25 protein-coding genes are annotated in these 24,575 nt (G+C 70.1%); 14 read left to right on the forward strand and 11 right to left on the reverse strand.

What is annotated here, in order from left to right; genetic code table 11:
- Positions 1-182 precede the first annotated feature (182 nt).
- Positions 183-1,121, reverse strand: coding sequence for an RNA polymerase sigma factor SigF (locus tag D9V36_RS26935; protein ID WP_129298715.1), 939 nt, complete (start codon positions 1,119-1,121; stop codon positions 183-185).
- Positions 1,122-1,382: 261 nt separating this feature from the next.
- On the opposite strand from D9V36_RS26935, the gene D9V36_RS26940 reads away from it, so the two are divergent.
- From D9V36_RS26940 to D9V36_RS26965, 6 genes are all read left to right on the forward strand, one after another.
- The gene (locus tag D9V36_RS26940; RefSeq protein ID WP_018093152.1) at positions 1,383-1,751 is read left to right on the forward strand and encodes an STAS domain-containing protein; all 369 of its coding nucleotides are present in this window, start codon (positions 1,383-1,385) and stop codon (positions 1,749-1,751) included.
- 171 nt (positions 1,752-1,922) lie between these two features.
- The gene (locus D9V36_RS26945; protein ID WP_129296023.1) at positions 1,923-2,423 is read left to right on the forward strand and encodes an ATP-binding protein; all 501 of its coding nucleotides are present in this window, start codon (positions 1,923-1,925) and stop codon (positions 2,421-2,423) included.
- Positions 2,424-2,659: 236 nt separating this feature from the next.
- Positions 2,660-3,394 (forward strand): LPXTG cell wall anchor domain-containing protein, encoded by a 735-nt coding sequence (locus D9V36_RS26950; RefSeq protein ID WP_129298716.1) that lies wholly within the window; start codon positions 2,660-2,662, stop codon positions 3,392-3,394.
- Between the two features lie 101 nt (positions 3,395-3,495).
- Positions 3,496-4,518, forward strand: a complete 1,023-nt coding sequence (locus D9V36_RS26955; protein WP_129296024.1) for a COG1470 family protein — start codon at positions 3,496-3,498, stop codon at positions 4,516-4,518.
- 149 nt (positions 4,519-4,667) lie between these two features.
- The gene (locus tag D9V36_RS26960) at positions 4,668-5,939 is read left to right on the forward strand and encodes a hypothetical protein (RefSeq protein ID WP_241721053.1); all 1,272 of its coding nucleotides are present in this window, start codon (positions 4,668-4,670) and stop codon (positions 5,937-5,939) included.
- Positions 5,939-7,399: a hypothetical protein gene (locus D9V36_RS26965; protein ID WP_129296025.1), complete on the forward strand. Its 1,461-nt coding sequence runs from the start codon at positions 5,939-5,941 to the stop codon at positions 7,397-7,399. The genes D9V36_RS26960 and D9V36_RS26965 overlap by 1 nt, the downstream gene beginning before the upstream one ends.
- Before the next feature lie 160 nt (positions 7,400-7,559).
- On the opposite strand, the gene D9V36_RS26970 is transcribed toward D9V36_RS26965, so the two are convergent.
- Positions 7,560-9,065, reverse strand: a complete 1,506-nt coding sequence (locus tag D9V36_RS26970; RefSeq protein ID WP_129296026.1) for a peptide MFS transporter — start codon at positions 9,063-9,065, stop codon at positions 7,560-7,562.
- Positions 9,066-9,571: 506 nt separating this feature from the next.
- On the opposite strand from D9V36_RS26970, the gene D9V36_RS26975 reads away from it, so the two are divergent.
- The gene (locus D9V36_RS26975) at positions 9,572-10,252 is read left to right on the forward strand and encodes a response regulator transcription factor (RefSeq protein ID WP_003984832.1); all 681 of its coding nucleotides are present in this window, start codon (positions 9,572-9,574) and stop codon (positions 10,250-10,252) included.
- Between the two features lie 6 nt (positions 10,253-10,258).
- Positions 10,259-11,506 (forward strand): ATP-binding protein, encoded by a 1,248-nt coding sequence (locus tag D9V36_RS26980; RefSeq protein ID WP_129296027.1) that lies wholly within the window; start codon positions 10,259-10,261, stop codon positions 11,504-11,506.
- 38 nt (positions 11,507-11,544) lie between these two features.
- On the opposite strand, the gene D9V36_RS26985 is transcribed toward D9V36_RS26980, so the two are convergent.
- Positions 11,545-12,054, reverse strand: coding sequence for a GtrA family protein (locus D9V36_RS26985; RefSeq protein WP_129296028.1), 510 nt, complete (start codon positions 12,052-12,054; stop codon positions 11,545-11,547).
- A gap of 203 nt (positions 12,055-12,257) precedes the next feature.
- On the reverse strand, positions 12,258-12,683 hold the full coding sequence (locus D9V36_RS26990; RefSeq protein ID WP_241721054.1) for a protease inhibitor I42 family protein: 426 nt from the start codon (positions 12,681-12,683) through the stop codon (positions 12,258-12,260).
- 165 nt (positions 12,684-12,848) lie between these two features.
- Here D9V36_RS26990 and D9V36_RS26995 point away from each other — a divergent pair, with 165 nt between their 5' ends.
- Genes D9V36_RS26995 through D9V36_RS27005 form a run of 3 tightly spaced genes read left to right on the forward strand, consistent with a single transcriptional unit; the run spans position 12,849 to position 15,741 of the window.
- Positions 12,849-13,988, forward strand: a complete 1,140-nt coding sequence (locus tag D9V36_RS26995) for a 5-(carboxyamino)imidazole ribonucleotide synthase (RefSeq protein ID WP_129296029.1) — start codon at positions 12,849-12,851, stop codon at positions 13,986-13,988.
- Positions 13,985-14,557: a 5-(carboxyamino)imidazole ribonucleotide mutase gene (purE, locus tag D9V36_RS27000; protein ID WP_129296030.1), complete on the forward strand. Its 573-nt coding sequence runs from the start codon at positions 13,985-13,987 to the stop codon at positions 14,555-14,557. Before D9V36_RS26995 ends, purE begins: the two co-directional genes overlap by 4 nt.
- Positions 14,554-15,741: a dipeptidase gene (locus D9V36_RS27005; protein ID WP_129296031.1), complete on the forward strand. Its 1,188-nt coding sequence runs from the start codon at positions 14,554-14,556 to the stop codon at positions 15,739-15,741. The genes purE and D9V36_RS27005 overlap by 4 nt, the downstream gene beginning before the upstream one ends.
- A gap of 50 nt (positions 15,742-15,791) precedes the next feature.
- On the opposite strand, the gene D9V36_RS27010 is transcribed toward D9V36_RS27005, so the two are convergent.
- Both D9V36_RS27010 and D9V36_RS27015 read right to left on the reverse strand, forming a co-directional pair.
- Positions 15,792-16,163 (reverse strand): VOC family protein, encoded by a 372-nt coding sequence (locus D9V36_RS27010; RefSeq protein WP_129296032.1) that lies wholly within the window; start codon positions 16,161-16,163, stop codon positions 15,792-15,794.
- 597 nt (positions 16,164-16,760) lie between these two features.
- Positions 16,761-18,101, reverse strand: a complete 1,341-nt coding sequence (locus D9V36_RS27015; protein WP_129296033.1) for a UDP-glucose dehydrogenase family protein — start codon at positions 18,099-18,101, stop codon at positions 16,761-16,763.
- Between the two features lie 256 nt (positions 18,102-18,357).
- Between D9V36_RS27015 and D9V36_RS27020 the strand changes: the two genes are divergently transcribed.
- A complete protein-coding gene (locus D9V36_RS27020) occupies positions 18,358-19,533 on the forward strand; it encodes an acyl-CoA dehydrogenase family protein (protein ID WP_088797970.1) in 1,176 nt (391 codons plus the stop codon).
- A gap of 190 nt (positions 19,534-19,723) precedes the next feature.
- Here D9V36_RS27020 and D9V36_RS27025 read toward each other — a convergent pair whose 3' ends face one another.
- The gene (locus D9V36_RS27025; protein WP_129296034.1) at positions 19,724-19,915 is read right to left on the reverse strand and encodes a hypothetical protein; all 192 of its coding nucleotides are present in this window, start codon (positions 19,913-19,915) and stop codon (positions 19,724-19,726) included.
- Positions 19,916-19,950: 35 nt separating this feature from the next.
- Positions 19,951-20,151 carry a hypothetical protein gene (locus D9V36_RS27030; RefSeq protein WP_129296035.1) on the reverse strand — a complete coding sequence of 67 codons (201 nt, stop codon included), beginning with the start codon at positions 20,149-20,151 and terminating at the stop codon, positions 19,951-19,953.
- A gap of 350 nt (positions 20,152-20,501) precedes the next feature.
- Here D9V36_RS27030 and D9V36_RS27035 point away from each other — a divergent pair, with 350 nt between their 5' ends.
- A complete protein-coding gene (locus tag D9V36_RS27035) occupies positions 20,502-21,062 on the forward strand; it encodes a hypothetical protein (protein ID WP_129296036.1) in 561 nt (186 codons plus the stop codon).
- A 194-nt stretch (positions 21,063-21,256) separates the two neighbouring features.
- Here D9V36_RS27035 and D9V36_RS42225 read toward each other — a convergent pair whose 3' ends face one another.
- Together D9V36_RS42225 and D9V36_RS27040 are read right to left on the reverse strand one after the other, a co-directional pair.
- Positions 21,257-21,757, reverse strand: a complete 501-nt coding sequence (locus D9V36_RS42225; RefSeq protein ID WP_241721055.1) for a Scr1 family TA system antitoxin-like transcriptional regulator — start codon at positions 21,755-21,757, stop codon at positions 21,257-21,259.
- A gap of 124 nt (positions 21,758-21,881) precedes the next feature.
- On the reverse strand, positions 21,882-23,198 hold the full coding sequence (locus tag D9V36_RS27040; protein ID WP_129296037.1) for an LCP family protein: 1,317 nt from the start codon (positions 23,196-23,198) through the stop codon (positions 21,882-21,884).
- Between the two features lie 273 nt (positions 23,199-23,471).
- Between D9V36_RS27040 and D9V36_RS27045 the strand changes: the two genes are divergently transcribed.
- Entirely contained in the window at positions 23,472-24,026 is a 555-nt protein-coding gene (locus D9V36_RS27045) for an acyl-CoA thioesterase (RefSeq protein ID WP_129296038.1), read from the forward strand.
- On the opposite strand, the gene D9V36_RS27050 is transcribed toward D9V36_RS27045, so the two are convergent.
- Positions 23,977-24,558 carry a VanZ family protein gene (locus D9V36_RS27050; RefSeq protein ID WP_164993041.1) on the reverse strand — a complete coding sequence of 194 codons (582 nt, stop codon included), beginning with the start codon at positions 24,556-24,558 and terminating at the stop codon, positions 23,977-23,979. The two genes, D9V36_RS27045 and D9V36_RS27050, sit on opposite strands and share 50 nt — an antisense overlap.
- Between the last annotated feature and the right edge of the window lie 17 nt (positions 24,559-24,575).

The following is a 24,575-nucleotide window of genomic DNA, read 5'->3' on the forward strand; positions in this document are numbered from 1 at the left end:
CGCCCGCCCGCCCGCACTGATCTCCGCGCCGGCTCACCGAGCCGGCGCGGACGGCATTCCGGCACCGGTGAGAGACAGCTCCCGGCACCAGCAAGAGAGGGCCCGTCCCGAGCAACCCCGGGGCAGGCCCTCCTTTGCGCGGGCGACTGCCGGCCGCGCGGACCGGCAGGGACCGCGGTCCCTCACTCCTCGACCATCAGCCCCTTGCGGAGCCGCACGAGGGTGCGGGAGAGCAGACGGGAGACGTGCATCTGGGAGATGCCCAGCTCTTCGCCGATCTCGGACTGCGTCATATTGGCGACGAAGCGCAGCGAGAGGATCTTCCGGTCGCGCGGCGGGAGTTCGGCGATCAGCGGCTTGAGGGATTCGACGTACTCGATGCCTTCGAGCCCGTGGTCCTCGTAGCCGATGCGGTCCGCCAGCGCGCCTTCGCTGTCGTCCTCCTCGGGCTGGGCGTCCAGCGAGCTCGCGGTGTACGCGTTGCTCGCGGCCATGCCCTCGACGACCTCGTCACGGCTGATGTCGAGGCGGGTGGCGAGTTCGTGCACCGTGGGGGCGCGGTCCAGCTTCTGCGCCAGTTCGTCGCCCGCCTTGGCGAGGTCCAGCCGCAGCTCCTGCAGACGCCGCGGTACCCGCACCGACCAGCTGGTGTCACGGAAGAAGCGCTTGATCTCACCGACGATGGTCGGCATGGCGAACGTCGGGAACTCGACGCCACGGCTGATCTCGAAGCGGTCGATCGCCTTGATCAGGCCGATGGTGCCGACCTGGACGATGTCCTCCATGGGCTCGCTGCGGGAGCGGAACCGGGAGGCCGCGAACTTCACCAGCGCGAGGTTGAGCTCGACCAGAGTGTTGCGGACGTACGCGAATTCGTGGGTGCCTTCCTCAAGCGTCTCGAGACGCTCGAAGAGAGTCTTGGACAGAGCCCTCGCGTCCACCGGGCCCACCTCGTCGAACGGCGGGATCTCGGGCAGTCCCTCGATCTCAGTCATTACCGCCGGATCGGATTCGGCGGGGAGCAACTGGGAAGGGATCTGTCCGGTCGGGTCGGACGGGGGTGTCGACGATGCGGGCTGCCGGTGGTCTTCGGTGCGCAATTCGTCGAGCCGGGGTGACATGGTCTCCTCCATCGTTCTCGGCATATGGCTGCCGATGCCTCTACACGAAGCTGCGGTGTGCGGCGCCTCCAAAGCCGGCCGTTTCGAATGTGTGCTTCTACGCCTACCTGGCTTTGCCTGAAGATGGCAAGTACGCGTTGTCCATATATTGGGCAATACGCGGATTGTTCGGCTACCGAGAGGGGTCGGGAAGGCGTAGGGTTCGCACGAGCGCAGTAGGTAAGCAAACAGTCGTCTAGACAGCAGGAGAGGTGCGCGCGCATGGACCGCGGGACGGTCGGCAGTGCAAGCCGGGGCCGGCTTCATGTCGAGATCCGCCATCACGGCGCCAGCGCGGTCGTGACGGTTTCGGGTGAGCTCGATCACCACACCGCAGATCTGTTGCGTGAGTCACTCGAAGGCTGTGTGGACGACGGATACGCACGCCTGGTGGTGGACTGCTCACCCCTTGAGTTCATGGACTCCACCGGCCTCAATGTGTTGCTCGGCGCCCGCCTGAAGGCGGAAGCCGAGGGGGGCGGAGTCCACTTGGCCGGAATGCAGCCGGTAGTCGCCCGGGTCTTCGAGATCACCGGCGCCGAGGCGGTTTTCACGGTGCACGACTCCCTCGACGCGGCCCTGGCCGACTGACAGGGCGACGGTGTCCGGAACGCTGCGTTCCGGGCACGTAGTCCGTGTCACAACTTCCGTACCCAAGAAGTGGGTGTTCTCACGGTCCGGTCGGGCAGGAGACATCTGAATCCGTTGAATCAGTCAGTATCTGTTTTCCGTGAACAGGCGAATCGGTGAGGTGAAGCGCTGATGAGCACCACCCGGCCGTATCCGCCGGGCGATCTCGGCCCGGAGCCGGGCGGCGCGGGTGCTTCCGCCGCCCCGGCTGCCGCCACCCCGGTGGGTCAGATCCGCCGGCTGCGCCTGGCGGGCACCCGAGGGGCCGTGGCGCGTGGCCGTGACTTCGCCCGGCAGGCGCTGCACGACTGGGGCTGGCTGCCGGCCGCGAGCGCCGACCGGCGTGCCGCGGCCGAGGATGTGCTGCTCGTCGTCTCGGAACTGGTCACCAACGCCTGCCTGCATGCCGAAGGGCCCGAGGAGCTGCGGTTGCGCTGGGCCGGCAAAGTGCTGCGCCTGGAGGTCAGCGACCTCGGTGCGGGCTCGCCGGCGCCGCGCAGCCCGCACCGTCCGGGCCGTCCCGGCGGTCACGGCATGTTCATCGTGCAGCGCCTGTGCCTGGACTGGGGCGTGGTGCGCAACGCCGACGGCACGGGCAAGACCGTCTGGGCGGAGCTCGCCGCGCCGTCCTGAAGGGCGGGCGGACGCCGCCGGGGAAGAGAAGAGCTGAGCGCGGGCCCGCGGGCCCGCGCTTTGTCGTGTCCGGATGGTGTGCCGAGGCCGGAATTCCCCGCCGCGCTCTGCCCCGGGCCGATCGGGGCTGTGCATTGCCTTCCCTCGGCAAGGTCCCCGGCGTACCTTGAGCGGCCAATCTGATGTGCCGTCAGTAACGTCCGGCGGTGCGCTCACCGGGAGAAGGGGAATCCGAGGTGGACCGCTTCTACGAACAGCACGGCAGGCGCCCGGGCCGGGCGGCCGGTCTCGCCGCGGCCGTGGCGATGGCGGCGGGGTCCGCGGTGATGCTCACCGCACCGGCTGCCCATGCCGAGGTCGTCGACGTCAACTACCAGTGCAAAACGCCGATCGGCAGCAAGGGCGCGGTCTCGCCCATCGACATCACGAGCACCCAGAGCGGTGGTGCGTACAAGCTCGTCATGTCCTTCCGCAAGGGCGTCTCCTCCAGCCCCGTCGAGCTGGGCAAGGGCGCCATGAAGCCGAGCGCGCTGATCACACTGGGCGGTGCGGAGAGCGGTACGGTGCCGGTCACCGGGCCGCCCAACGACCAGGCCGTTCCGGCCAACACCCCCATCAAGATCAGTGACTTGAGCGGTACGTACACCCCCAAGGGCAGCGGCAAGGTGACCTTCACCGCCTCCACGCTCACCATCAAGGCGCTGGGCACCACCACCACCTGCACGCCCGCCAACCACCCCAAGCCCTCGCTGACCCTGGACGTGAAGGGGACCGGCGGCTCGGGCGGCGGCTCGGGCGGCTCCTCGGGAAGCACCGGCGCTGCTGCGACCGGCGGCGGCTCCTCGGGCGGGCAACTGCCGCAGACCGGACCCGCGGACTCCTTCCTCGCGCTGGGCACCCTCGGCGGCACCGTGCTGCTGGCCGGTGCGGCCGGTGCGCTCTGGCTGACCCGCCGTCACCAGCGGGTGTGACGCGCCGCGTGGGGCGCCAGGACCCGCCCGGCGCACCGTCGTCCTCCGCCCTCCCCGTGCCCGGCCGGCATGGGGAGGCCCCCTCGCGCCAGGAGCCGCCGATGCCCTTCCGTACCCGCACAGCGGTCAGCGGCGTGGTCCTCGCGACCGCCGCCGTGCTGCCGTGCTCCGCCGCGGCCGCGGCCCGGCCGGCCGCCGCCCCGGCGCCACCGGGCTGGTCCGCGGCGCCCGCGCCCGGTGACGGCGCCGCGCCCGGTACACCGGACCGCCCGTACTTCTACCTGGAGGGCGCGCCGGGCACCGTCATCAGCGACCGGCTGTCCCTGAGCAACCCCACCGGCCACACCGTCACCGTACGGCTGCGCGGCTCCACGCCCGGCGCATGGCTGACGCTCGCCTCGACGGAGGTGAAGGTTCCGCCGCGCACCCGGGCGAGTGTGCCGTTCACGGTGACCGTGCCGCGCGACGCCGCCCCCGGTGAGCGCTCCGGCTCGCTGCGCGCCACCGGCGGCCGGGGGAGCGGCGCGGGCGGCCGGGGCGCCGTACCGGTCCATCTGCGGGTGACCGGGGCGGCGTTGTCCGCACTGAGCGTCGAGAACGTGTCGGTGGGCGGACGGGGTGGGCCGGGCGGACGGGGAGAGCGGGGCGGTGCGGCGGTCATCCGGTACACGCTGGTCAACCGCGGCAACACGGTGCTCACCCCGCGGCTGGCGGTGCATGCCGACGGGCTCTTCGGCCCCGTGCTGCGGCGGGCCACCCGCACTCTGCCGGTCGCGCTGCGGCCCGGCCAGAGCGTCGATCTGACGGAGAAATGGGCTGACCCGCCCGGTCTGGACGCGGCGGACGTACGGCTCGTGGTGACGGCGGGCGGCGGCGCCCACGGGTCCGCCACCGCGACGTATACCGCGGTCCCCTGGGGTGTGGTGGCCGGGCCGGCCGTCCTCCTGGCGGCGGGCGGGGGCGGTCTGGTGGTCCTGCGCCGACGGCGTCGCGGCACGGGCGCGGGCGGTGTACGGGGCACGAAGAGCGCGCCGGAGACGGCCGGGGACGCGCGGCCGTCCGAGGGCGGAAGGACGGACGCGGCGGGGCAGTTGGCGAGTACCGGACCGGGAGCGCGATCGTGAACGGCGAGACGGGGACAGAGGCGGGGACGGGGACAGCGGCAGGGACAGGGGTGGGGCGAGAGGCAGGGTCAGGGAGAGAGGCAGGGTCAGGGAGAGAGGCAGGGTCAGAGACGAGGGTGGCGCGTCCGGCTGCGGGGGCGCGTACGGCTATGGGGACGCGTACGGCCACCGGCTCGGGCGCGGCCCGCGCCGTACGGCCGGCCCGCGCCGTACGGCGGACCGGGCGGTGGGCGGTGGCCGCACTCGCCCTCTGCCTGGCGCTCGGGGCGGCCCCGCTTCCGGCCGCCGCCGTGCCCGCGGCCCCGTACGCCCCCGCTGCGGCCCCGTACGCGACCACGGCGGACGGGCATCCCACCGTCCAGCTCTCCCGGAAGGAAGCCGGCAAGGGCGGCTCGCTCACCGTGACCGGCCGTGGCTGGCGGCCCAAGGCGCTGCTCACGCTGCTGATCTGCGGGCAGAACATGATCGGCGGTACCAATTCCTGTGCCAACGGCGACGGACGGGCGGTCACCACCGACGCCCAGGGCGCCTTCCGCAGGAGCCTCCCGGTCGCCGAGCCGCCCAAGCCCTGCCCTTGTGTGGTGCATGCGGCGACCGTGACCGGTGAGGCTGCCGCAGCGGATGCCGCCTTCACGGTGGCGGGCCACCCGGTGGCGCCGCTGCCCGTGGAGAGCACCGGCGGCCGGCTGACCGTGCTCGCCCAGCCGCGGCTGGCGGGCAGCAGCGGCCTGCTGACCTGGTTCGGCGCCCCCGCACAGCGCCGGTTGACCCTCACGGTCGGCAATCTCGGCCCGGCACCGGCCAAGGACCCTGTCTTCCGGGTCGGCACCTCACACGGGGTCTTCGCGCCGCAGTGGGAGGAGCAGCAGTGGCGGGGGACCGTACCCGCCGGGAAGAAAGCCGAGGTCACGCTGCCGGTCGAGCTGCCGGCCGGTGCGCACGGGGACTATCTGGTCTCGCTCGAATACGGCGGCAAGGTGCTGGCCGAGCAGCCCTGGGGAGTCGGCAGGCCATGGGGCGTGACGCTCTTCTGGGTGCTGCTGTGCGTGGTGGTCCCGACGGCGGTGTTCCGCATCGGGATGGCGCTCGTGGACCGGGTGCGCCCGCGCCGGACGGGCGGCACCCGCAGACACGGCGCAGGAGGTACGCCCACCGGACGTACGCCCACGACCGGACGCACGTCCAGGAGCGGGCGCACCTCGTCGGCCGGAGGTACGCCGGCGGCCTCACGCTCACGCGCGGCCGGCATCGGACCACGCTTCAGGAACCGGACCGCGCGCGAGGGCTCCACGGCCGGCCCCGGTACACCGGGGGGCCGTGCCGCGCTGCCGTGGTTCACCCAGGACACCGCACCGTCCACCACCGCATCAACCGAACGACCGACATCAACCGAACGACCGACGTCGAAAGGTTCAGCGTGATGAGGCAACGGAGGAGAGCCGCGGTGGCCTCGGCGGCCGCGCTGGTGCTCGCAGGTGCGGGCATCATGACAGCGGCCGGGACCGCCCAGGCCGCAGAGGTGTCGTACAAGACGGAGTGTCTGCCGCCGCCGATATCGGGGCTGCCGCCGGTCGAGGGCACCACGAAGGTGGCGGTCGGCGCGCCGGAGACGGCCAAGGTGGGCGACGAGATCGAGGTGGTCTGGAAGACGGTGGAGGGGGCCTCGAAGAACCCCGACATCCTCGATCTCGGGGAGAACACCGTCCAGCCGACCGGCACGATCAAGGTGGCCGGGGCGCAGACCGGCGATCTGGCCATGCAGGGGCCGCGGCAGAACCCGCCGATCCCCAAGGGCAGTCCGATGAAGCTGTCCGACATGAAGGGCAAGCTGAAGCTGTCGAAGCCGGGTGAGGTCACGCTGACGCCCGGCTTGTACAACATCAACGTCAACAAGCCGATCTCGACGGACACCAAGTGCTCGCCCAAGGAGACGGTGCAGCCCGCGGTCACCATCAAGGTGACCGACGGCGGGGCCGGTTCCGGCGGCACCACAAGCGGGACGACCACCGGCACCACGAGCGGCACCACCTCCGGCACGACCGGCGGGACCACGAGCGGCACCACTACCGGGACCACGACGGGCACGACCGGCGGAACCACCAGCGGGACCACCTCCGGCACCACCACCGGCAGCACCGACGGCGGTGCGACCACCGGTTCGTCCGGCGGCACCACCACCGGAGGCTCCGGCGGCGACCCCGACGGCACCGCGTACAAGGGCAAGGAAGTACTGGTCCCGTACGCCTGCAAGACGCCCATCGGGGACAAGAAGGCGACCTCTCCGGTCCAGATCAACGCGGTGAAGAAGGCCGGCAGTTACGACCTGACGGTGAAGTTCGGCAAGTCCGTCATGGACAGCCCGGCGGACATCCCCAAGGGCGCGGTCAAGCCGTCGATGGACGTCAAGGTCGGTGGCGCGGACAAGGGAGCGGTGAAGGTCGAGGGGCCGGCGAACGCCGGTCCGATCAAGTCGGGGCAGCCGATAGCGATTCCCGACCTGAAGGGCACCTACAAGCCGGGTGCCACCGGCAAGGCCACGCTGACCCCGGGCGTGCTCACCGTCAATGCCCTCGGGACGACCACCACCTGCACCCCGGAGAAGGACCCGGGAGTCTCGCTCGCCCTGGACACCTCGGCACAGCAGGGCGGCACCTCCGGCGGCACGTCCAGCGGCGCCACGGGCGGCGCCGCGGCCTCCGGCGGGAGCGCGGCGGGGCCGGCCAGTGTCTCGGGCGGCAGCGGCAGCAGCGGCGGCCTCGCCCAGACCGGCGCGAGCGACCACGGGGCGCTGACCGCGCTCGGCATCCTCGCCGGGACGGTCATCCTGCTGGGCGGGGCGGTCTTCACCTTCCTGCCCCGGCACCGGGCACGGATCCGCTGACCCGGCACGTCCCCGGCGCATAGGCGGGGTACGCCCCCAGGGGCATGACCGGCACGTTCCCAGGGACGCACGAGCCCCACGTCCCCGAGGACGCACAAAGGGGGCGTCGCACCGGCGGTGCGACGCCCCCTCCTGCTGTCCGGGGCCGGGCCGGCAGGCGTCAGTTGACGCTGCCCATCAGCTCCTTGATCCGCTTGCGGGACGTCCAGATGCCGAGGCCGGCGATGACGGCGAACACGGCCTCCACGGTGACCGAGGCGGCGGTGTTCAGATTGACGTTCAGCTGCGGCGACGTCAGCAGCCCGGACACCGAGTCGCCCGCGGTGACCGCGAGGAACCAGACACCCATCATCTGGGAGGTGTACTTGGCGGGCGCCATCTTCGTGGTGACCGACAGTCCGACCGGCGAGAGGCACAGCTCGCTGACGGTCTGGATGAAGTAGATCGCCACCAGCCACATCGGGCTGACCTTGCCGCCATGGGCGGCGGTGTCGATCAGCGGGATGAGGAAGACCGCGAACGAGATGCCGATCAGCGCGAGGCTGGAGGCGAACTTGACGGCGGTGCTGGGCTCCTTGTCCCGCCGGTTCAGCCACAGCCACGCCGACGCGACCACCGGGGCGAGCGCCATGATGAAGAGCGGGTTGAGCGACTGGTACCAGGACGTCGGGAAGTGGAATCCCAGCAGGTCGTTCGTCGTGGAGTTGGCGCCGAAGATCGACAGGGTGGAGCCGTTCTGGTCGTAGATCATCCAGAAGACGGCGGCGACCGCGAAGAACCACATGTAGCCCGAGAGCTTGGACTGCTCCAGCTCCGTGAGCTCCTTGTCGCGCTTCATGCGGACCAGGACCGCGATCGGGATGACCAGACCGGCGATGGTGATCGGCATCAGCGCCCAGTCGGCGAAGTTCCCGGTCACGCCGAGCAGGGTGTAGAAGACGGCCGCGACGGCCAGCCAGATCAGGCCCTTGCGCAGCGTGGACGCCTTCTCCTGGTCCGTCGCCGGCTGGGCGACGACGCTGCTCTCCGGGCTCAAGTGGCGGCTGCCGAGCAGGAACTGGGCGAGGCCGAGCGCCATGCCGACGGCGGCGAGCGTGAAGCCGAGGTGCCAGTTGACGCTCTCGCCGACGGTGCCGATGGACAGCGGGGCCAGCAGGGCACCGATGTTGATGCCGATGTAGAAGAGCGTGAAGCCACCGTCACGGCGCGGGTCTTGCGGGCCGTCATAGAGGTGGCCGACCATCGTGGAGATGTTCGCCTTCAGCAGGCCGGAGCCGATCGCGACCAGCACCAGACCCGCGAAGAAGGACGCCGCGGAGGGCAGGGCGAGCGTGATGTGGCCCGCGATGACGACGAGGGCACCGATGGCGACCGTCTTGCGCGGTCCCCAGAAGCGGTCGGCCACCCAGCCGCCCGGCATGGCGAGCAGGTAGACCATCGCCATGTACACCGAGTAGATCGCCGTGGCCGTGGTGGCCTGCATGTGCATGCCGCCGGGCGCGATCAGGTACAGCGGGAGTAGGGCCTTCATGCCGTAGAAGCTGTAGCGCTCCCACATCTCGGTCATGAAGAGCGTGGCCAGACCGCGGGGGTGGCCGAAGAAGGTCTTGCCGCCATCCACAGGGTTCCCCTGCTGGGCCGCGTCCTTCGTCAGGCTGGACGCCATGGATGCTTCCTTGCTGCTACGGGACGCGTTCGGTGGCCGATACGCGCCCGGGTGGGGGGGGATGACCGGCACCGGCGTAGCCCCGCCCGCCCCCACGTCCGGGAGGTTCGGCACCCCCGCGAGGGGCCGTCGGGACGGTCGTACTCCGGATTCCACGCCCCCCGTCTAGCTGGCGCGGCGGACCCGGTCGACAGGTCGATCACTGTCCATCAGGGCTGGTGATTCCAGCCCGGTACACAACGAGGGACCGTTGACATCAGCGGAGAGTCAAAGGTCCCGGGTGGTTGAGCGATGGACGTCACGCCACCATACGTCCGGCGGCAGCACTGTTGGGCTGCGTGAGACAACGCTCACACCGGCACGGGGAACTGCGAGCGCCCCTGCGGGTACCACGCGCCCCCGCGCGCGCCCGGGGCGTCCCCGGCTCACGCTGCAGGAACGGTCCGTCGTCGGCCATCCGCGCTGGTCCGCCCCTCGGTCCACGGACATCGGACTACCATCGGGCCATGACCCGTGTACTGCTCGCCGAGGATGACGCGTCCATCTCGGAGCCGCTCGCCCGCGCACTGCGCCGCGAGGGTTACGAAGTCGAGGTGCGCGAGGACGGCCCGACCGCGCTCGACGCCGGTCTCCAGGGCAATATCGACCTCGTCGTCCTGGACCTGGGGCTGCCCGGCATGGACGGCCTGGAGGTCGCCCGCCGGCTGCGCAACGAAGGCCATTCCTTCCCCATCCTGGTGCTGACCGCCCGCGCCGACGAGGTGGACACCGTCGTCGGCCTGGACGCCGGCGCCGACGACTACGTCACCAAGCCCTTCCGGCTCGCCGAACTCCTCGCCCGGGTACGGGCCCTGCTGCGCCGCGGCTCCTCCGCCGAGCCCCAGCAGCCGCCCGCCACCCACGGCGTCCGCATCGACGTCGAGTCGCACCGTGCGTGGATGGGTGACGAGGAACTGCAGCTCACGGCGAAGGAGTTCGACCTGCTGCGGGTCCTGGTGCGGGACGCGGGCCGGGTTGTCACCCGCGACCAGCTGATGCGCGAGGTCTGGGACACCACCTGGTGGTCCTCCACGAAGACGCTCGACATGCACATCTCCTGGCTGCGCAAGAAGCTCGGGGACGACGCCGCCAATCCCCGCTACATCGCCACCGTCCGCGGAGTCGGCTTCCGCTTCGAGAAGAGCTAGGGGCCCGTGCGCCGCCGCCTGATCAACTCCACGCTCGCCGTGGTGCTCGTCGTGATCGCCGTCTTCGGCGTCTCGCTCGTCATCGTCGAGACCCGCACCATCCAGGCGGGCGCCCAGGAGAGCGTGGAGTCCGAGGCGGTCCGGCTGGTCGGGATAGTGGAGAGCCGGCTGGGCAGCGGCGAGAAGATCACCCCGGACATCCTCTCCGAGCAGATCACCGCCAAGCGGTACGCGAAGATCAGGGTGCCGGGCAAGGCGCCGATCGAGATCGGGACGCGGCCCTCGGGCACTGTCATCCAGTCGCAGGTGACCGGGGACCGCGGTGAGTCGGTCACGGTCCAGGCCTCCCGCTCCATGGTCAGCGCGGAGATCGGGCGGACGCTGCTGGTCATCCTGGCCGTGGCGCTGCTGGCGATCATCGCGGCCGTCATCCTGGCCGTCCGCCAGGGCCGCCGGCTGACCGCGCCGCTCACCGACCTCGCGGAGACCGCCGAACGTCTCGGCTCCGGCGACCCCCGCCCGCGCCACCGCCGCTACGGCGTCCAGGAGCTGGACCGGGTCGCCGATGTGCTGGACGCCAGCGCCGAGCGGATCGCGCGGATGCTGACCGCCGAGCGGCGGCTGGCCGCGGACGCCTCGCACCAGCTGCGGACGCCGCTGACCGCGCTGTCCATGCGGCTGGAGGAGATCACCGTCACCGACGACCCGGACACCGTGAAGGAAGAGGCCACCATCGCGCTGGCGCAGGTGGAGCGGCTGACGGACGTCGTCCAGCGGCTGCTGACCAACTCCCGGGACCCGCGCAGCGGCTCGGCGGTCGCCTTCGACCTGGACGAGGTGGTCAAGCAGCAGATCGAGGAGTGGCGGCCGGCCTACCGCAGCGCCGGGCGGGCCATTGTGCGCTCCGGCAAGAAGGGGCTGCGGGCCGTCGGCACACCGGGCGCGGTCGCCCAGGTGATGGCCACCCTGATCGAGAACTCGCTGATGCACGGTGACGGGACGGTCGCACTGCGCACCCGCGTCACCGGCAACCAGGCCGTCGTGGAGGTCACCGACGCCGGGCCCGGCGTCCCGCCCGACCTGGGCTCACGGGTCTTCGAGCGGACCGTCTCCGGCCGCAACTCCACGGGGCTGGGGCTGGCCGTGGCCCGCGATCTGGCGGAGGCGGACGGCGGGCGGCTGGAACTGCTCCAGCAGCATCCGCCGGTCTTCGCGCTGTTCCTGGCGCGTGAGGCGGAGCCCGTCGAGGAGTGAGGCGGCGGGCGCCCGCCGGGGTCGCCGCGGTCCCCGGGCTACTTCCGGGAGGCGCTGTGCGGGCGCTGTGAGCCGTCGGCGAGGAAGGACTCGGCCCGCTCCACGGCCTCCCGCGCGGGCAGGGAACGGAAGACCCAGGTGCGGTAGGACCAGAAGCGGAAGAGCGTGGCGAAGCCGATGCCGAGGAACTTGAAGACATTGCTCTGCAGCGGGCTGTCCCAGTGGAACCCGTACGTCGCGACGTAGAGCAGACCGTTCTCGATCACCAGGCCGACCGCGCTGAACAGCAGGAAGAGCGTGAGCTCCTTCGTGCGGCCCTGTCTGTCGCGGTCACGGTAGGTGAAGTAGCGGTAGCCGAGATAGTTGGTGCCGGTCGCCACGACGGTCGCGATGATGCTGGCCCGGACGACGGGGACCTCGGTCAGCTGCCGCACGAGGTTGAACACCACGAAGTTGACGACGACCCCCGCGCCGCCGACCGCGCCGAACTTCGCCACTTCCCGAACGAGCGCCTCCAGCCGCGACCGCAGTGCGCTCCGTTCACTCATGGGGATCGCTCAGCTCCTGTCGTGGGCGGTGTGCGCGGCCGTGGGCCGGTTCTCCAGCTGTTCCGTCTCCAGCCGTTCCGCTTCCTCATGCTAACCAGGGGCCGCGAGCGCTGCCTGCCATCTGTCACGTCCGTGCGCAACGCCCGGCGGTCCGAACGGGGCAGCACACCGTGACAGCCGATCGGCCGACGGTGACAACGGGATCAGCCGACCGTGACACGGAAGTTGAGGCTGCGGGCGCCCTTCTCGTCGGCGGCGCCGGGGCCGCAGCGCCGGCAGCGCAGCAGCCGTAAGTCCGTACGGCCCGGACGGACGGCCTCGAAGGCGAGGTAGCGGGCGGTGCCGTCCGGGGACGGGTCACCGGAGCCCCCGTGCGCACCGGCGGCCCTCAGGACGGCCGGGTCGGGGCGGGGCTCGGCGATGATCCAGTGGTAGCCGCCGGCGGGATCGTCGGGGACCCGCACGCTGAAGCGGTCGCCGGCGAAGACGCTGATCTCGGTGTCGTCCGCGTCGTAGACCGCGGGCGCGGACAACTGGCTGAAAACGGAGTGCAGGGCGACCAGCAGCGCGGCGATCGCGACCACGATCACCAGCTTCCTGGAGCCCCCTGATATGCCACTGTTCCCCATCCGGCCTCCCCTTTTACCGGGCCCGGCCCGGGCGCCGGCCCCGCACCCCGGCCCGAGGTTAACCGCCGGTGCCGACCCTTCACCGGCGATCTTCGAACGTGCGAACTCGGAGGATCGTCCAAGCCCGGGTGGGGGCCCGCGCCGCCGTACGGATACCCTGGGGGCGTGACGTTCCCGGTAGTCGGCATGGTCGGCGGCGGTCAGCTCGCCCGTATGACCCACGAGGCGGGTATCCCCCTCGGCATCAAGTTCAAGCTCCTCAGCGACACTCCGCAGGATTCCGCGGCCCAGGTCGTCGGTGATGTCGTCATCGGCGACTACCGCGATCTGGACACCCTGCGCGCCTTCGCTCGTGGCTGCGATGTGATCACCTTCGATCACGAGCACGTTCCCACCGAGCATTTGCGGGCACTGGAGGCCGACGGCATCCCCGTGCGGCCCGGTCCCGCTGCGCTGGTGCACGCCCAGGACAAGGGGGTGATGCGGGCGAAACTGGACGCGATCGGCGTGCCCTGTCCGCGCCACCGCATCGTCTCCGACCCTGACGACGTCGAGCGGTTCGCGGCCGAGGGCGAAGGCTTCCCCGTGATCCTCAAGACCGTCCGCGGGGGCTATGACGGCAAGGGCGTCTGGTTCGTACGATCCTCCAAGGAGGCCGCCGAGCCATTCCGTGCCGGGGTGCCCGTCCTCGCGGAGGAAAAGGTCGATTTCGCCCGCGAGCTGGCCGCCAACATCGTCCGCTCCCCGCACGGCCAGGCCGTCGCCTACCCGGTCGTGGAGTCCATCCAGGTCGACGGCGTCTGCGACACCGTGATCGCCCCGGCGCCCGGCCTCGACGCGGAGCTCGCGGGCCAGGCCCAGGAGCTGGCGTTGCGCATCGCCCAGGAGCTGGACGTCGTCGGGCATCTGGCCGTCGAACTCTTCGAGACCGCCGACGGCCGCATCCTGGTCAACGAGCTCGCCATGCGCCCGCACAACTCCGGCCACTGGACCCAGGACGGCGCGATCACCTCGCAGTTCGCCAACCACGTCCGCGCCGTGCTCGACCTCCCGCTCGGCGATCCCCGCCCGCGCGCCCCCTGGACGGTCATGGCCAACGTCCTCGGCGGCGACTACCCCGACATGTATTACGCGTACCTCCATTGCATGGCGCGGGACCCGCAGTTGAAGATCCATATGTACGGGAAGGATGTGAAGCCCGGCCGTAAGGTCGGCCACGTCAACACCTACGGCGACGACCTGGCGGATGTGCGCGAGCGCGCCGCACACGCCGCCGGCTACCTGCGAGGAACGATCACCGAATGACGCCCACGTCGTCCGAACCGAACGCCGACGCCCCCGCCGACCCGTCCCCCGTGGTCGGCATCGTCATGGGCTCCGACTCCGACTGGCCCGTCATGGAGGCCGCCGCGCAGGCCCTCGACGAGTTCGAGATCCCCTACGAGGTCGATGTCGTCTCGGCGCACCGCATGCCGCGCGAGATGATCGCGTACGGCGAGGAGGCGGACGGGCGCGGCCTGAAGGCGATCATCGCCGGCGCCGGCGGCGCGGCCCACCTCCCCGGGATGCTCGCCTCGGTCACCCCGCTCCCGGTCATCGGCGTCCCCGTCCCGCTCAAGTACCTGGACGGCATGGACTCCCTGCTCTCCATCGTGCAGATGCCCGCCGGGGTGCCGGTCGCCACCGTCTCGGTCGGCGGCGCCCGCAACGCCGGGCTGCTGGCCGCCCGGATCCTCGCCACCCAGGACCCCGAACTCCTCGCCCGGATGCGGGAGTTCCAGCAGGAGCTGAACGACCAGGCCACCGAGAAGGGCAAGCGGCTGCGCAACAAGGTCGCCTCCCCGGCCGGCTTCGGCTTCGGGGGCGGCAAGTGAGTTCTTCCCTGGACGCCGCCCGGGACCTGCTCGCCCGCTGGCCCGTCGTCGACGGCCACAACGACCTGCCCTGGGCGCTGCGCGAGCAGGTCCGCTACGACCTCGACCGGCGCGATATCGCCGCCGACCAGTCCGCGCACCTGCACACCGACCTGCCGCGGCTGCGGTCCGGCGGCGTCGGCGCCCAGTTCTGGTCGGTGTACGTACGCGCCGACTACGCGGGCGACAAGGCCGTCAGCGCCACCCTCGAACAGATCGATGTGGTGCGGGAACTGGTCGCCCGTTACCCCGAAGGACTGCGCCTCGCGCACACCGCCGACGACATGGAAGCGGCCCGCGCCGAGGGCCGGATCGCCTCCCTCATGGGCGCCGAGGGCGGCCACTCCATCCACAACTCGCTGGCCACCCTGCGCGCGCTGCACCAGCTGGGCGTGCGCTATATGACGCTCACCCACAACGACACCATCGACTGGGCGGACTCCGCGACCGACGAGCCGCGCCACCAGGGCCTGTCGGCCTTCGGCGAGGAAGTCGTCCGCGAGATGAACCGCTGCGGGATGCTGGTCGACCTCTCGCACGTCTCGGCCGACACCATGCGCGACGCGCTGCGTGTCAGCACCGCGCCGGTGATCTTCTCGCACTCCTCGGCCCGCGCCGTCTGCGACCATCCGCGCAATATCCCCGACGACGTACTGGCACAGCTGCCCGCCAACGGCGGCGTCGCGATGGCCACGTTCGTGCCGAAGTTCGTGCTGCCGGCCGCCGTCGCCTGGACCCGGCGCGCCGACGAGAACATGCGGGCCCACGGCCTGCACCACCTCGACACCACCGAGGCGGGCATGAGGGTCCAGCGGGACTTCGAGGCCGCGCACCCCCGCCCGATGGCCACCGCGGCCACCGTCGCCGACCACCTCGACCACATGCGCGAGGTCGCCGGCGTCGACCACATCGGGATCGGCGGCGACTTCGACGGCACCGCCTTCACCCCGGCCGACCTGGCCGACGTCGCCGGCTACCCGAACCTGATCGCCGAGCTGCTGGACCGCAAGTGGTCCGAGGCCGACCTGGCCAAGCTCACCTGGCAGAACGCCGTCCGCGTTCTGCGTGCCGCGGAGGACGTGGCGCGGGCCGAGCGGCAGCGGCGCGGGCCGTCGCACGCGACGATCGAGCGGCTGGACGGCTGAGGCCGGCCCGGGCCGGGGCCCTCACCGCATGAAGTGAGGGCCCCGTGCCCTCACTTCATGCAGAGGCAGAACGGGTGCCCGGCCGGGTCGAGGTAGACCCGCCAGTTCTGCTTCCCGTCGTCGTGCTGGACGAGCTTGGCGCCCAGCGCGACGATCGTCCGCTCGGCCTCGTCGATCTTCGCGCGCGGCACATCGAAATCGAGGTGCAGCTGCTGCGGCATGTCCTGGCCGGGCCACTGCGGCGGCCGGTAGCCCTCGGCCACCCGCTGGAAGGCGAGGGTCCGGCCGTCCGGTCCGGCGATCTCGACCCATTCCTCGTCCTCGTCGGTCACCCGCCAGCCGAGCATCTCCGCGTAGAAATCCGCGAGGGCCCGGGGGTCGGGACAGTCCAGTGCGACAACGCCGAGTGTGATGTGGCTCATGGCCGCCACGATAGCTGCGCTTGGGCCGGCTTCCCACGTTGTCGGCTGTCCCCGCCGTGGGGGCTTGTCGCCGTTGTGCGCTTGCGGCGCCGCCGCAGGTTGTCGGCCGTCCCGCCGTGCCGGCTTCTCGCCGTTGCGCGCTTTGCGGCGCCCCGCGTGTACCCGTCGGTCCCGCTGCGGGGCTCGCGCGCCGTAGCTCCCCCACTGCCTCAAGGGCGTGGGAGGTACCCCCAGCGGCGAGCTGGTGCCGCTGGCGCGGGGCTGTTCGGCTGCGGGACCGCCCCTCCGGACTCCGTCCTGCGGTCCGGTCCCTCCCGTTGGGGATGGGAGAAGGCGAGTGGGGGCGGGCGCGAGCCGTTGGCTGCGCGCGCGTTGAGCACTACGTTCACCCCCACCGACCCTTCCCACCCACTCACGGGAGGGGCCGCGCCGCAGGACGAAGTCCGGAGGAGCGGCACCGCACCCGACCACCCACGCCCGCCGCAGGCGCAACGGCGAGAAGTCCCACGGCGGGAAAGCCGACGACGTGGGAGGCGCCGCAAAGCGCACAACGGCGACCAGCCGGCACGGCGGGAAAGCCAGGTACGTGGGGGGAAACTAGGCGCGGGGGCGCCCCAGCGCGCGGTACGTCCAGCCCGCCTTGCGCCACAGGGTCGGGTCGAGGGCGTTGCGGCCATCCAGGATGCGGCGTTCGGCGACGACGTCGCCCAACGCGGCGGGGTCCAGCTCGCGGAACTCGCGCCACTCCGTCAGATGCAGCACCACATCCGCGCCGCGCACCGCCTCCAGCGCGCTGTCCGCGTACGCCAGCGTCGGGAAGACGCGCCTCGCGTTCTCCATGCCCTTCGGGTCGTAGACCGTGACCTGGCCGCCCTGGAGGTGGATCTGGCCGGCGACATTGAGCGCGGGGGAGTCGCGGACGTCGTCCGAGTCGGGCTTGAAGGTCGCGCCCAGGACGGCGACCCGCTTGCCGAGGAAGCCGCCGCCGACCGCGTCCCGGGTCAGCTCGACCATGTGGCCGCGGCGCCGCATGTTGATCGAGTCGATCTCGCGGAGGAAGGTCAGGGCCTGGTCGGCGCCCAGTTCGCCGGCGCGCGCCATGAAGGCCCGCAGGTCCTTGGGCAGGCAGCCGCCGCCGAAGCCGATCCCGGCCCGCAGGAACTTCTTGCCGATCCGGTCGTCGTGCCCGATGGCCTCGGCGAGCTTCACCACATCGCCGTCGGCCGCCTCGCAGACCTCGGCCATGGCGTTGATGAAGGAGATCTTCGTGGCCAGGAAGGAGTTGGCGGAGGTCTTGACCAGCTCGGACGTCGGGTAGTCCATGACGATGAACGGCGAGCCCTCGGCGATCGGGGCGGCGTACACCTCGCGCAGCAGCTCCTCGGCCCGCTCACCGGCCACGCCCACGACGATCCGGTCGGGGTGCAGGGTGTCCTTGACGGCGAACCCCTCGCGCAGGAACTCCGGGTTCCAGGCGAGTTCCACCTGCGCGCCCGCCGGGGCGGCCGCGGCCAGCCGCTCGGCGAGCCGGGCCGCGCTGCCCACCGGCACCGTCGACTTGCCGACCACCAGGGCGGGCCGGGTCAGGTGCGGGGCCAGCGCGTCGAAGGCGCTCTCCACGTAACTCATGTCACAGGCGTACTCCCCGTGCTTCTGGGGGGTGTTCACACAGACGAAGTGGACGTCGCCGAAGGCGCCGGCCTCCTCGTAGGAGGTGGTGAAGCGCAGCCGGCCGGTCGAGCCCTCGATGCCGTCGGCGTGGCGGCGCAGCAGCTCCTCCAGGCCGGGTTCGTACATCGGGACCTCGCCCCGCTGCAGCATCTCGATCTTCTCGGGCACCACATCGAGCCCCAGCACCTCGAAGCCCAGCTCGGCCATGGCCGCGGCGTGGGTCGCGCCGAGGTAGCCGGTGCCGATCACGGTGATCTTGAGGGCCATGGATGCTCCAAACAGGCAGTGCGGCGCGGGGCGCCTGGCGTCGAGGGGCGGGGTCGGGAGACGGGGCTGGGAAAACGGCGCTGACCGAGCATAGTCGGGCCCGGAAGGGGCATCTCCAGTCGTCGCGCGGGCAGGTCTGTAACTGTCGGCAACCTCACGTATCCGCAGGCCGGGGTGGGCGCCTAGAATCCGGAGAGGTAAAGGGTTACTTAACGGTAGTTAGCACTGCCGTCAGCTCACAGGGGAGTGAGAAAGCGTGGCGGGAACCGCTGATTTCGATCTGTACCGGCCGTCCGAGGAGCACGACATGCTCCGCGAGTCGGTGCGCTCGCTCGCCGAGGCGAAAATCGCGCCGTTCGCCGCCGCGGTGGACGAGGAGGCCCGCTTCCCGCAGGAGGCGCTCGACGCGCTGGTCGCCAACGACCTGCACGCCGTCCACGTACCGGAGGCCTACGGCGGTGCCGGCGCCGACGCGCTGGCGACCGTGATCGTCATCGAGGAGGTGGCCCGCGTCTGCGGTTCGTCCTCCCTCATACCGGCGGTCAACAAGCTCGGCTCGCTCCCGGTGATCCTCTCCGGCTCCGAGGAGCTGAAGGCGAAGTACCTGGGCCCGCTGGCCAAGGGCGACACGATGTTCTCGTACTGCCTGAGCGAGCCGGACGCCGGTTCCGATGCGGCCGGTATGAAGACCAAGGCCGTCCGCGACGGTGACCACTACATCCTCAACGGCGTCAAGCGCTGGATCACCAACGCCGGCGTCAGCGACTCCTACACGGTGATGGCCGTCACCGACCCGGAGAAGCGCTCCAAGGGCATCTCGGCCTTCGTCGTCGAGAAGGGCGACGAGGGGGTCTCGTTCGGTGCCCCGGAGAAGAAGCTCGGCATCAAGGGCTCGCCGACCCGTGAGGTCTACCTCGACAACGTCCGCATCCCCGCCGACCGCATGATCGGCGCCGAGGGCACCGGCTTCGCCACCGCCATGAAGACCCTGGACCACACCCGCATCACCATCGCGGCCCAGGCGCTCGGCATCGCCCAGGGCGCCCTGGACTACGCCAAGGGCTACGTCCAGGAGCGCAAGCAGTTCGGCAAGCCGATCGGCGACTTCCAGGGCGTCCAGTTCATGCTCGCCGACATGGCCATGAAGGTGGAGGCGGCCCGCCAGCTCACCTACGCCGCGGCGGCCCGCTCCGAGCGGATCTCGGCCGGCGGCAAGGGCGAGGACCTGACGTTCTTCGGTGCCGCCGCCAAGTGCTACGCCTCGGACGCCGCCATGGAGATCACCACGGACGCCGTCCAGCTGCTCGGCGGCTACGGCTACACCCGTGACTACCCCGTCGAGCGGATGATGCGGGACGCCAAGATCACCCAGATCTACGAGGGCACCAACCAGGTGCAGCGGATCGTGATGGCCAGGAACCTGCCGCAGTAGGGTTTTCGCAGGTCAGTCATCGTCTTGGCGGCCTGTGAGCCGCGATCGGCGCGGTCGGTTCGCGTCCCTCTCGGGCCGGCCATGGGCGTCATGGCGGGGAAGTCCTGGGCAGATGCTGAGCCCGAGATGGCTTCTGGCCTGTACAAACAGTACGGCCCCCCGGCATCGTGCCGGGGGGCCGCTGTCGTCGTCACTGCTTGCGTCCTGGCTCCTCCTCGTCGTGTGCCTTGATGCACCGCCGCTGTAGCGCGCTGTACTTGCCCGACCCGGGTTCACCGTCCTCCATGATCGGGAAGCCAACGCGCAGAGCCTCGTTCTCGAAGTTGATCTGGTCACGGTTACTGGCCGTGGCTCCGCCCAGTTGCCGGCCGCATCCCACCATGAGTCAGAGCATCGCCCCGGGTGAGGCTTGGCAGGTCACCCGAGGGCGCGGAGGCTCGTCAGCACCAAGAGGAAGAGCGTGAGCACTGCGCCGGCTGAGGCTGAGCCACCCCTGATGCACGCCATCGTGCGAGCTCCGTCCCATCGGGCGAGCAAGCCGGCCAGCATGCCGACGGTGACGGCTGCCAGCACGGCCGTCAGGACCAGGAGCAGCCTGGCGTAGAAGGGCAGTCCCATTTCAACCTCCACTTGGTTTCCGTACCGCTGAGCAGCTCTAGAATCGGGCTTCCTGCGGCGATCCGGCTTCGTCGTGGGAGTACTCCGGAACAATGCGGGACTACTCGGGAAAACGGAGAACACACGTGGGTCGGCCCTTCAAGTATTTAGATCCGTCTCTGCCCTTCGCTGGCTTCGCTCGTGCGCTGCGTGCAGAGTTGGAAAGTTCCGGGCTTGAGTTCAAAGAAATCTGTGCAGTGACAAATAGAGGGCGAACAACTCTCTACGAGGCGTGTGGCGGAAGGCGGCTTCCTTCGCGGAGTACGCTTCGAGAACTAATCGAAAGTGTGGGTGGAGATGTTCCGGCTTGGATGGATCGTCGGCGACAGGCTCAAGAGGGAATTCATCATGCTGCGGTCTCGGACCCGAAAGATGCGACATCGGCAGTGCGACGGCCTGCTGTAGTTCCCGAATTTGCAGAAATTTCACAGGATGACAGGAAGGTATCCATCTATCGAAGTAAAGCTAACCATGGAGATTTCGATCAGGGGGAAAGAGAGTTCACTGAAGCGGCGCGCAATGCGTTGGAGGCGGCGGCCGACTTCGTTGAGTACTATGAAATCCTGCAAGAATGGGCGGATTGCCCTGACCCGGAGCGACTTTCGGCGCTGTGTGGGTACTCCGTAGAGATCTTGGAAAAGGTGGCCAACAAGCCATTTTATGGGTCACCGGTTGGAATGAGAGAAGCCCGAGAGGCAGCTGTCTCTGCAACGCTAAGCGTGATGGATCAGCCGGACAGGTGGGTCATAGACCTTGCCAATGACTGCCAAGACGCTGCGAAGGCCGCCGAAGAGGCGCACAAGCGAGCCTTAATGGCTCGGAGGGCATGGACAGAGGGGCGAACCGAGGCTATCTGGATCGGGCGTGGCTAGACTCCGGCCTAGAAAGCCACTGCTCAGATCTGCTGGGGCGTGCGCTCCTCTGTGCGCTTGAAGGCAGCCCCACCGAATAGTGGCTCCTAAGGGGGTGCGGCGAGCGCGAACAGCGATCGCAACCGGAACGCTTTCATTCACGCTGCGCCGCAGCCGGCCAATGCAGAGTGTGAGGGTGACAGTGCCGAGTCCGTCTAGTCGACGCCTGCCACCTCATGCCCAAATAGACGTCGGTCTCGGCACCGATACCGGAACTGATGGAGCGGTTGGCTTGCTCCCGGCGCCGGTCTGGCCGACAATCCGTTCCGGTATTGAATAATGCGCGACCCTCGTACAGACTGAAGACTGCAAGATGTTCGGTGATATCCGGGGCTTCCTGGAATGCGATGCACCCCGTGAGACTCCCGACGGTAGCCAGTCGTTGGTCGTACAGCGCGAAAGTGTTCAGTGAGCAGCGCTCTGCGAATTGTTCCCAGCGGGATAACTCCGATGCGCACGTTGGGGAGATGAGATATCGAGACGAGATGGTCAGTCTGTACGGCCGTCGCCGCATGCGGGACCACGGCCCAACACATGGATTGCTTCGTCAGCAGGAACGTGAACCGTTTCGCGTTGTCGCAGAGGACTGCTTGCCACTCCAGCTTCCGGGCCACTGTCTTGGAAACGGGGCCGGTAGACGTTCGGGCAATCGGCATTGGCGCAGTTGCGCAACCTGCCGAAGTAAGCAGGCCACGGGCACAGAAGTACGAAAGAGGGGCCCCGGACCGCTGCTGCGGTCCGGGGCCCCTTTCTCTTTGTCTGCTCGGTCAGGGCCGCCGGTCAGTTGCCGGAGACCGTGACCTTCTCGTCGTTGTTCAGCTGCTGGACCAGCTGGTGGAGCTTGGCCTTGTCCCAGACCAGGTTGCCGCCGGTGCTGCCGGAGATCGGCATGTTCATCGACTTGCCGTCGCCGCCGGTGACGCCCTTCATCGCGAAGAACATGTTGCCCAGGGACCACAGGCTCATGTCCTTGTCGACGATGAGCGTGTCCAGGCCGGCGCTCATGGTCGGGTAGAGCTTGAAGGGGTTGAGGACCGTGGCGGGCGTGGCGGTCTGGCTCGCCAGGGTCGCCAGGAACTTCTGCTGGTTCTTCGTACGGTCCAGGTCCTGGCCGGCGAAGGCGTGCCGGGTGCGGACGAAGGCGAGCGCCTGCTGGCCGTTGAGCGTCTGCTTGCCGGCCGGGAAGTCGGCGCCGGAGTTCTTGTCCTTGAACGCCTTGGGGATGTCCATCTCGACGCCGCCGATGGCGTCCACGATGTTGGCGAAGCCGGCGAAGCCGATCTCGACGTAGTGGTCGATGTGCAGCTTGGTGTTGTACTCGACGGTGCGCACCAGCAGCTCCGGGCCGTCCTCGGCGTAGGCCGCGTTGAGCTTGGTGTGCCGTCCGGTGCCCGGGTACTTCTTGCCGGAGGACGAGCCGACGTAGGTGGGTATCTCCACGTCCGAGTCGCGCGGCAGGGATATCAGCGTCGGGCCGTTGCTGCCGTCGTGCAGGATCATCATGGAGTCGGTGCGCTTGCCCTGGGCGGAGCCGGTGTGCAGCTTCTGCTTGTCCGCCGCGGACATGCCCTCACGGCTGTCCGAGCCGACGATCAGGTAGTTCGTGCCGTCGCCGGTCGCCGGGCGGTCGATGACCTTGCTCAGGTCGACCTTGCGGCGGAGCTTGCCGTCGGCCCAGAAGTAGGTGGCCACCGAGGCGACCGCCAGCACCGCGACCAGGGCGATGACCGTCCACTTGATGCGCCGGCCCCAGTGGGGGCGCGGCCGGCCGGCGCGGCCGTCGTAGCCGTCACCGCCACCGCGGCCGCCGCCGTAGACCTGGCCGGTGTTGTATCCGTCGTAGGCGTCGTCGTAGCCCTGGGACTGCTGCGGCGGCACGGCCGCGCCCCGGCGCGGGGACATCGACGGCGGCAGCGGAGGCTCCTGCCGCTGATAGCCGGGGCCCGCGTCGCGACGCACCTGTGGCATCGCGCGCACACCCTCCGGCTCGGCACTGCCGCTGCCGTGTCCGTACCGGTTGCCGCTCTGGTCGCCGGACCACCCGCCCCCATTCTCGGCTCCGCTCGAACGGGAGGTGCCCCCTTGCCACTGATTCATAAGAGGAAGTGTGCATGCCCTTCGGCGGTCCCCCATAGAGCGGGTGCCGGATCGGGCCAGTGCTGTTGCAGAGCTGATGCAAAGCGACGGCGGCAGTCCGCCGCATACCGCACGGGCCCATGACCATTCCGACCTGCACGAATGGAAGCAACCATTCCGGATACTTTCCGGCGGGGGAGAGGAGACCTGTGTCACGGACCTGCGCAAAGGGCGAGACCAGTCTCACGATCCACGTGGAGTGGGGCCGTACGGGCGCCGCTTAGGCTGGACTGCATGACCGAACTCGTCACCGACAGCGCCGAGGACGAGATCGTGGGCAAGCCCACGTCCGTGTCCCGCATCACACTCAGCCACATCATGACGGCCGGCGACACCAACCTCCTCGGGACGGTGCACGGCGGCGTGATCATGAAACTCGTCGACGACGCGGCGGGCGCCGTGGCCGGGCGCCACTCCGGCGGGCCCGCCGTGACCGCCTCGATGGACGAGATGGCCTTCCTCGAACCGGTCAGGATCGGCGATCTCATCCACGTCCGCGCCCAGGTCAACTGGACCGGCCGCTCCTCGATGGAGGTCGGTGTACGGGTGCTGGCCGAGCGCTGGAACGAATCCAGCCCGCCCCAGCAGGTCGGCTCCGCCTACCTGGTCTTCGCCGCCGTCGACGAGCAGGGCAAGCCGCGGCGGGTGCCGCCGGTGCTCCCCGAGACCGAGCGCGACCAGCGCCGCTACCAGGAGGCGCAGATCCGCCGGACGCACCGCCTCGCCCGGCGGCGCGCGATCATGGAACTGCGCGAACGGCGCGTCGCGGAAGGACTCGACGACGCATAGCGGCGATGGCCAGCTGCCCGAGCAGCGCCAGCCCCGCGCCGGTGACGGTGCCTGCCGCCGCACAGATCACATCGTCGATATCGGCGATCCGCCCGGCCCGCATCAGCAGCTGCGCCGTCTCGACGGCCAGGCACAGGCCCACGCCCAGCAGGAACGCGGCGGCCGCCGAGATGCGCGGCGCCGCAAAGCGCAGCAGCAGTGACGCGGGCACGAACAGCGCGGCAGTGGCGATCTGCCGCCGCACCAGCATCACCAGTTCCCCGGGCTCCAGCTGCGCCCCCAGATCGAACAGCCCCTCACCGGGCCGCCACCACACCGTCGCGTCCCCGGAGCCGATCGGCTGGCTCGGCGCGAGCGTCGCCACCAGGAACAGCAGCAGCCAGCCGGCCAGCAGGATCCGGGCCGTGGTGCGCGGCGCGGTGCCGCCGGGGGTGAGCGCCGTCCACAGTGCCAGCGCCATGGCCAGCGCCAGCGCCAGGACCAGGAAGAGCGTCACCGTGGTGGGGGTGACGTCCAGCACAACCTGCCACACGATGCGCCCCTTTCAGG

The organism is Streptomyces lydicus (genome assembly GCF_004125265.1).
GTDB classification, from domain to species: domain Bacteria; phylum Actinomycetota; class Actinomycetes; order Streptomycetales; family Streptomycetaceae; genus Streptomyces; species Streptomyces lydicus_C.

Bases quoted from the DNA above. Each gene is read 5' to 3' on its own strand.
- D9V36_RS26940 (WP_018093152.1), top strand. From the start codon at position 1,383: ATGGACCGCGGGACGGTCGGCAGTGCAAGCCGGGGCCGGCTTCATGTC.
- D9V36_RS27030 (WP_129296035.1), bottom strand. From the start codon at position 20,151: ATGGGACTGCCCTTCTACGCCAGGCTGCTCCTGGTCCTGACGGCCGTG.
- D9V36_RS27045 (WP_129296038.1), top strand. From the start codon at position 23,472: ATGACCGAACTCGTCACCGACAGCGCCGAGGACGAGATCGTGGGCAAG.
- D9V36_RS27040 (WP_129296037.1), bottom strand. From the start codon at position 23,198: ATGAATCAGTGGCAAGGGGGCACCTCCCGTTCGAGCGGAGCCGAGAAT.
- D9V36_RS26935 (WP_129298715.1), bottom strand. From the start codon at position 1,121: ATGTCACCCCGGCTCGACGAATTGCGCACCGAAGACCACCGGCAGCCC.
- D9V36_RS26970 (WP_129296026.1), bottom strand. From the start codon at position 9,065: ATGGCGTCCAGCCTGACGAAGGACGCGGCCCAGCAGGGGAACCCTGTG.
- D9V36_RS42225 (WP_241721055.1), bottom strand. From the start codon at position 21,757: ATGCCGATTGCCCGAACGTCTACCGGCCCCGTTTCCAAGACAGTGGCC.
- D9V36_RS27025 (WP_129296034.1), bottom strand. From the start codon at position 19,915: ATGGTGGGATGCGGCCGGCAACTGGGCGGAGCCACGGCCAGTAACCGT.
- purE (WP_129296030.1), top strand. From the start codon at position 13,985: ATGACGCCCACGTCGTCCGAACCGAACGCCGACGCCCCCGCCGACCCG.
- D9V36_RS26960 (WP_241721053.1), top strand. From the start codon at position 4,668: ATGGGGACGCGTACGGCCACCGGCTCGGGCGCGGCCCGCGCCGTACGG.
- D9V36_RS27015 (WP_129296033.1), bottom strand. From the start codon at position 18,101: ATGGCCCTCAAGATCACCGTGATCGGCACCGGCTACCTCGGCGCGACC.
- D9V36_RS26990 (WP_241721054.1), bottom strand. From the start codon at position 12,683: ATGGGGAACAGTGGCATATCAGGGGGCTCCAGGAAGCTGGTGATCGTG.
- D9V36_RS26985 (WP_129296028.1), bottom strand. From the start codon at position 12,054: ATGAGTGAACGGAGCGCACTGCGGTCGCGGCTGGAGGCGCTCGTTCGG.
- D9V36_RS26965 (WP_129296025.1), top strand. From the start codon at position 5,939: ATGAGGCAACGGAGGAGAGCCGCGGTGGCCTCGGCGGCCGCGCTGGTG.
- D9V36_RS27035 (WP_129296036.1), top strand. From the start codon at position 20,502: ATGGATCGTCGGCGACAGGCTCAAGAGGGAATTCATCATGCTGCGGTC.
- D9V36_RS26955 (WP_129296024.1), top strand. From the start codon at position 3,496: ATGCCCTTCCGTACCCGCACAGCGGTCAGCGGCGTGGTCCTCGCGACC.
- D9V36_RS26945 (WP_129296023.1), top strand. From the start codon at position 1,923: ATGAGCACCACCCGGCCGTATCCGCCGGGCGATCTCGGCCCGGAGCCG.
- D9V36_RS26975 (WP_003984832.1), top strand. From the start codon at position 9,572: ATGACCCGTGTACTGCTCGCCGAGGATGACGCGTCCATCTCGGAGCCG.
- D9V36_RS27010 (WP_129296032.1), bottom strand. From the start codon at position 16,163: ATGAGCCACATCACACTCGGCGTTGTCGCACTGGACTGTCCCGACCCC.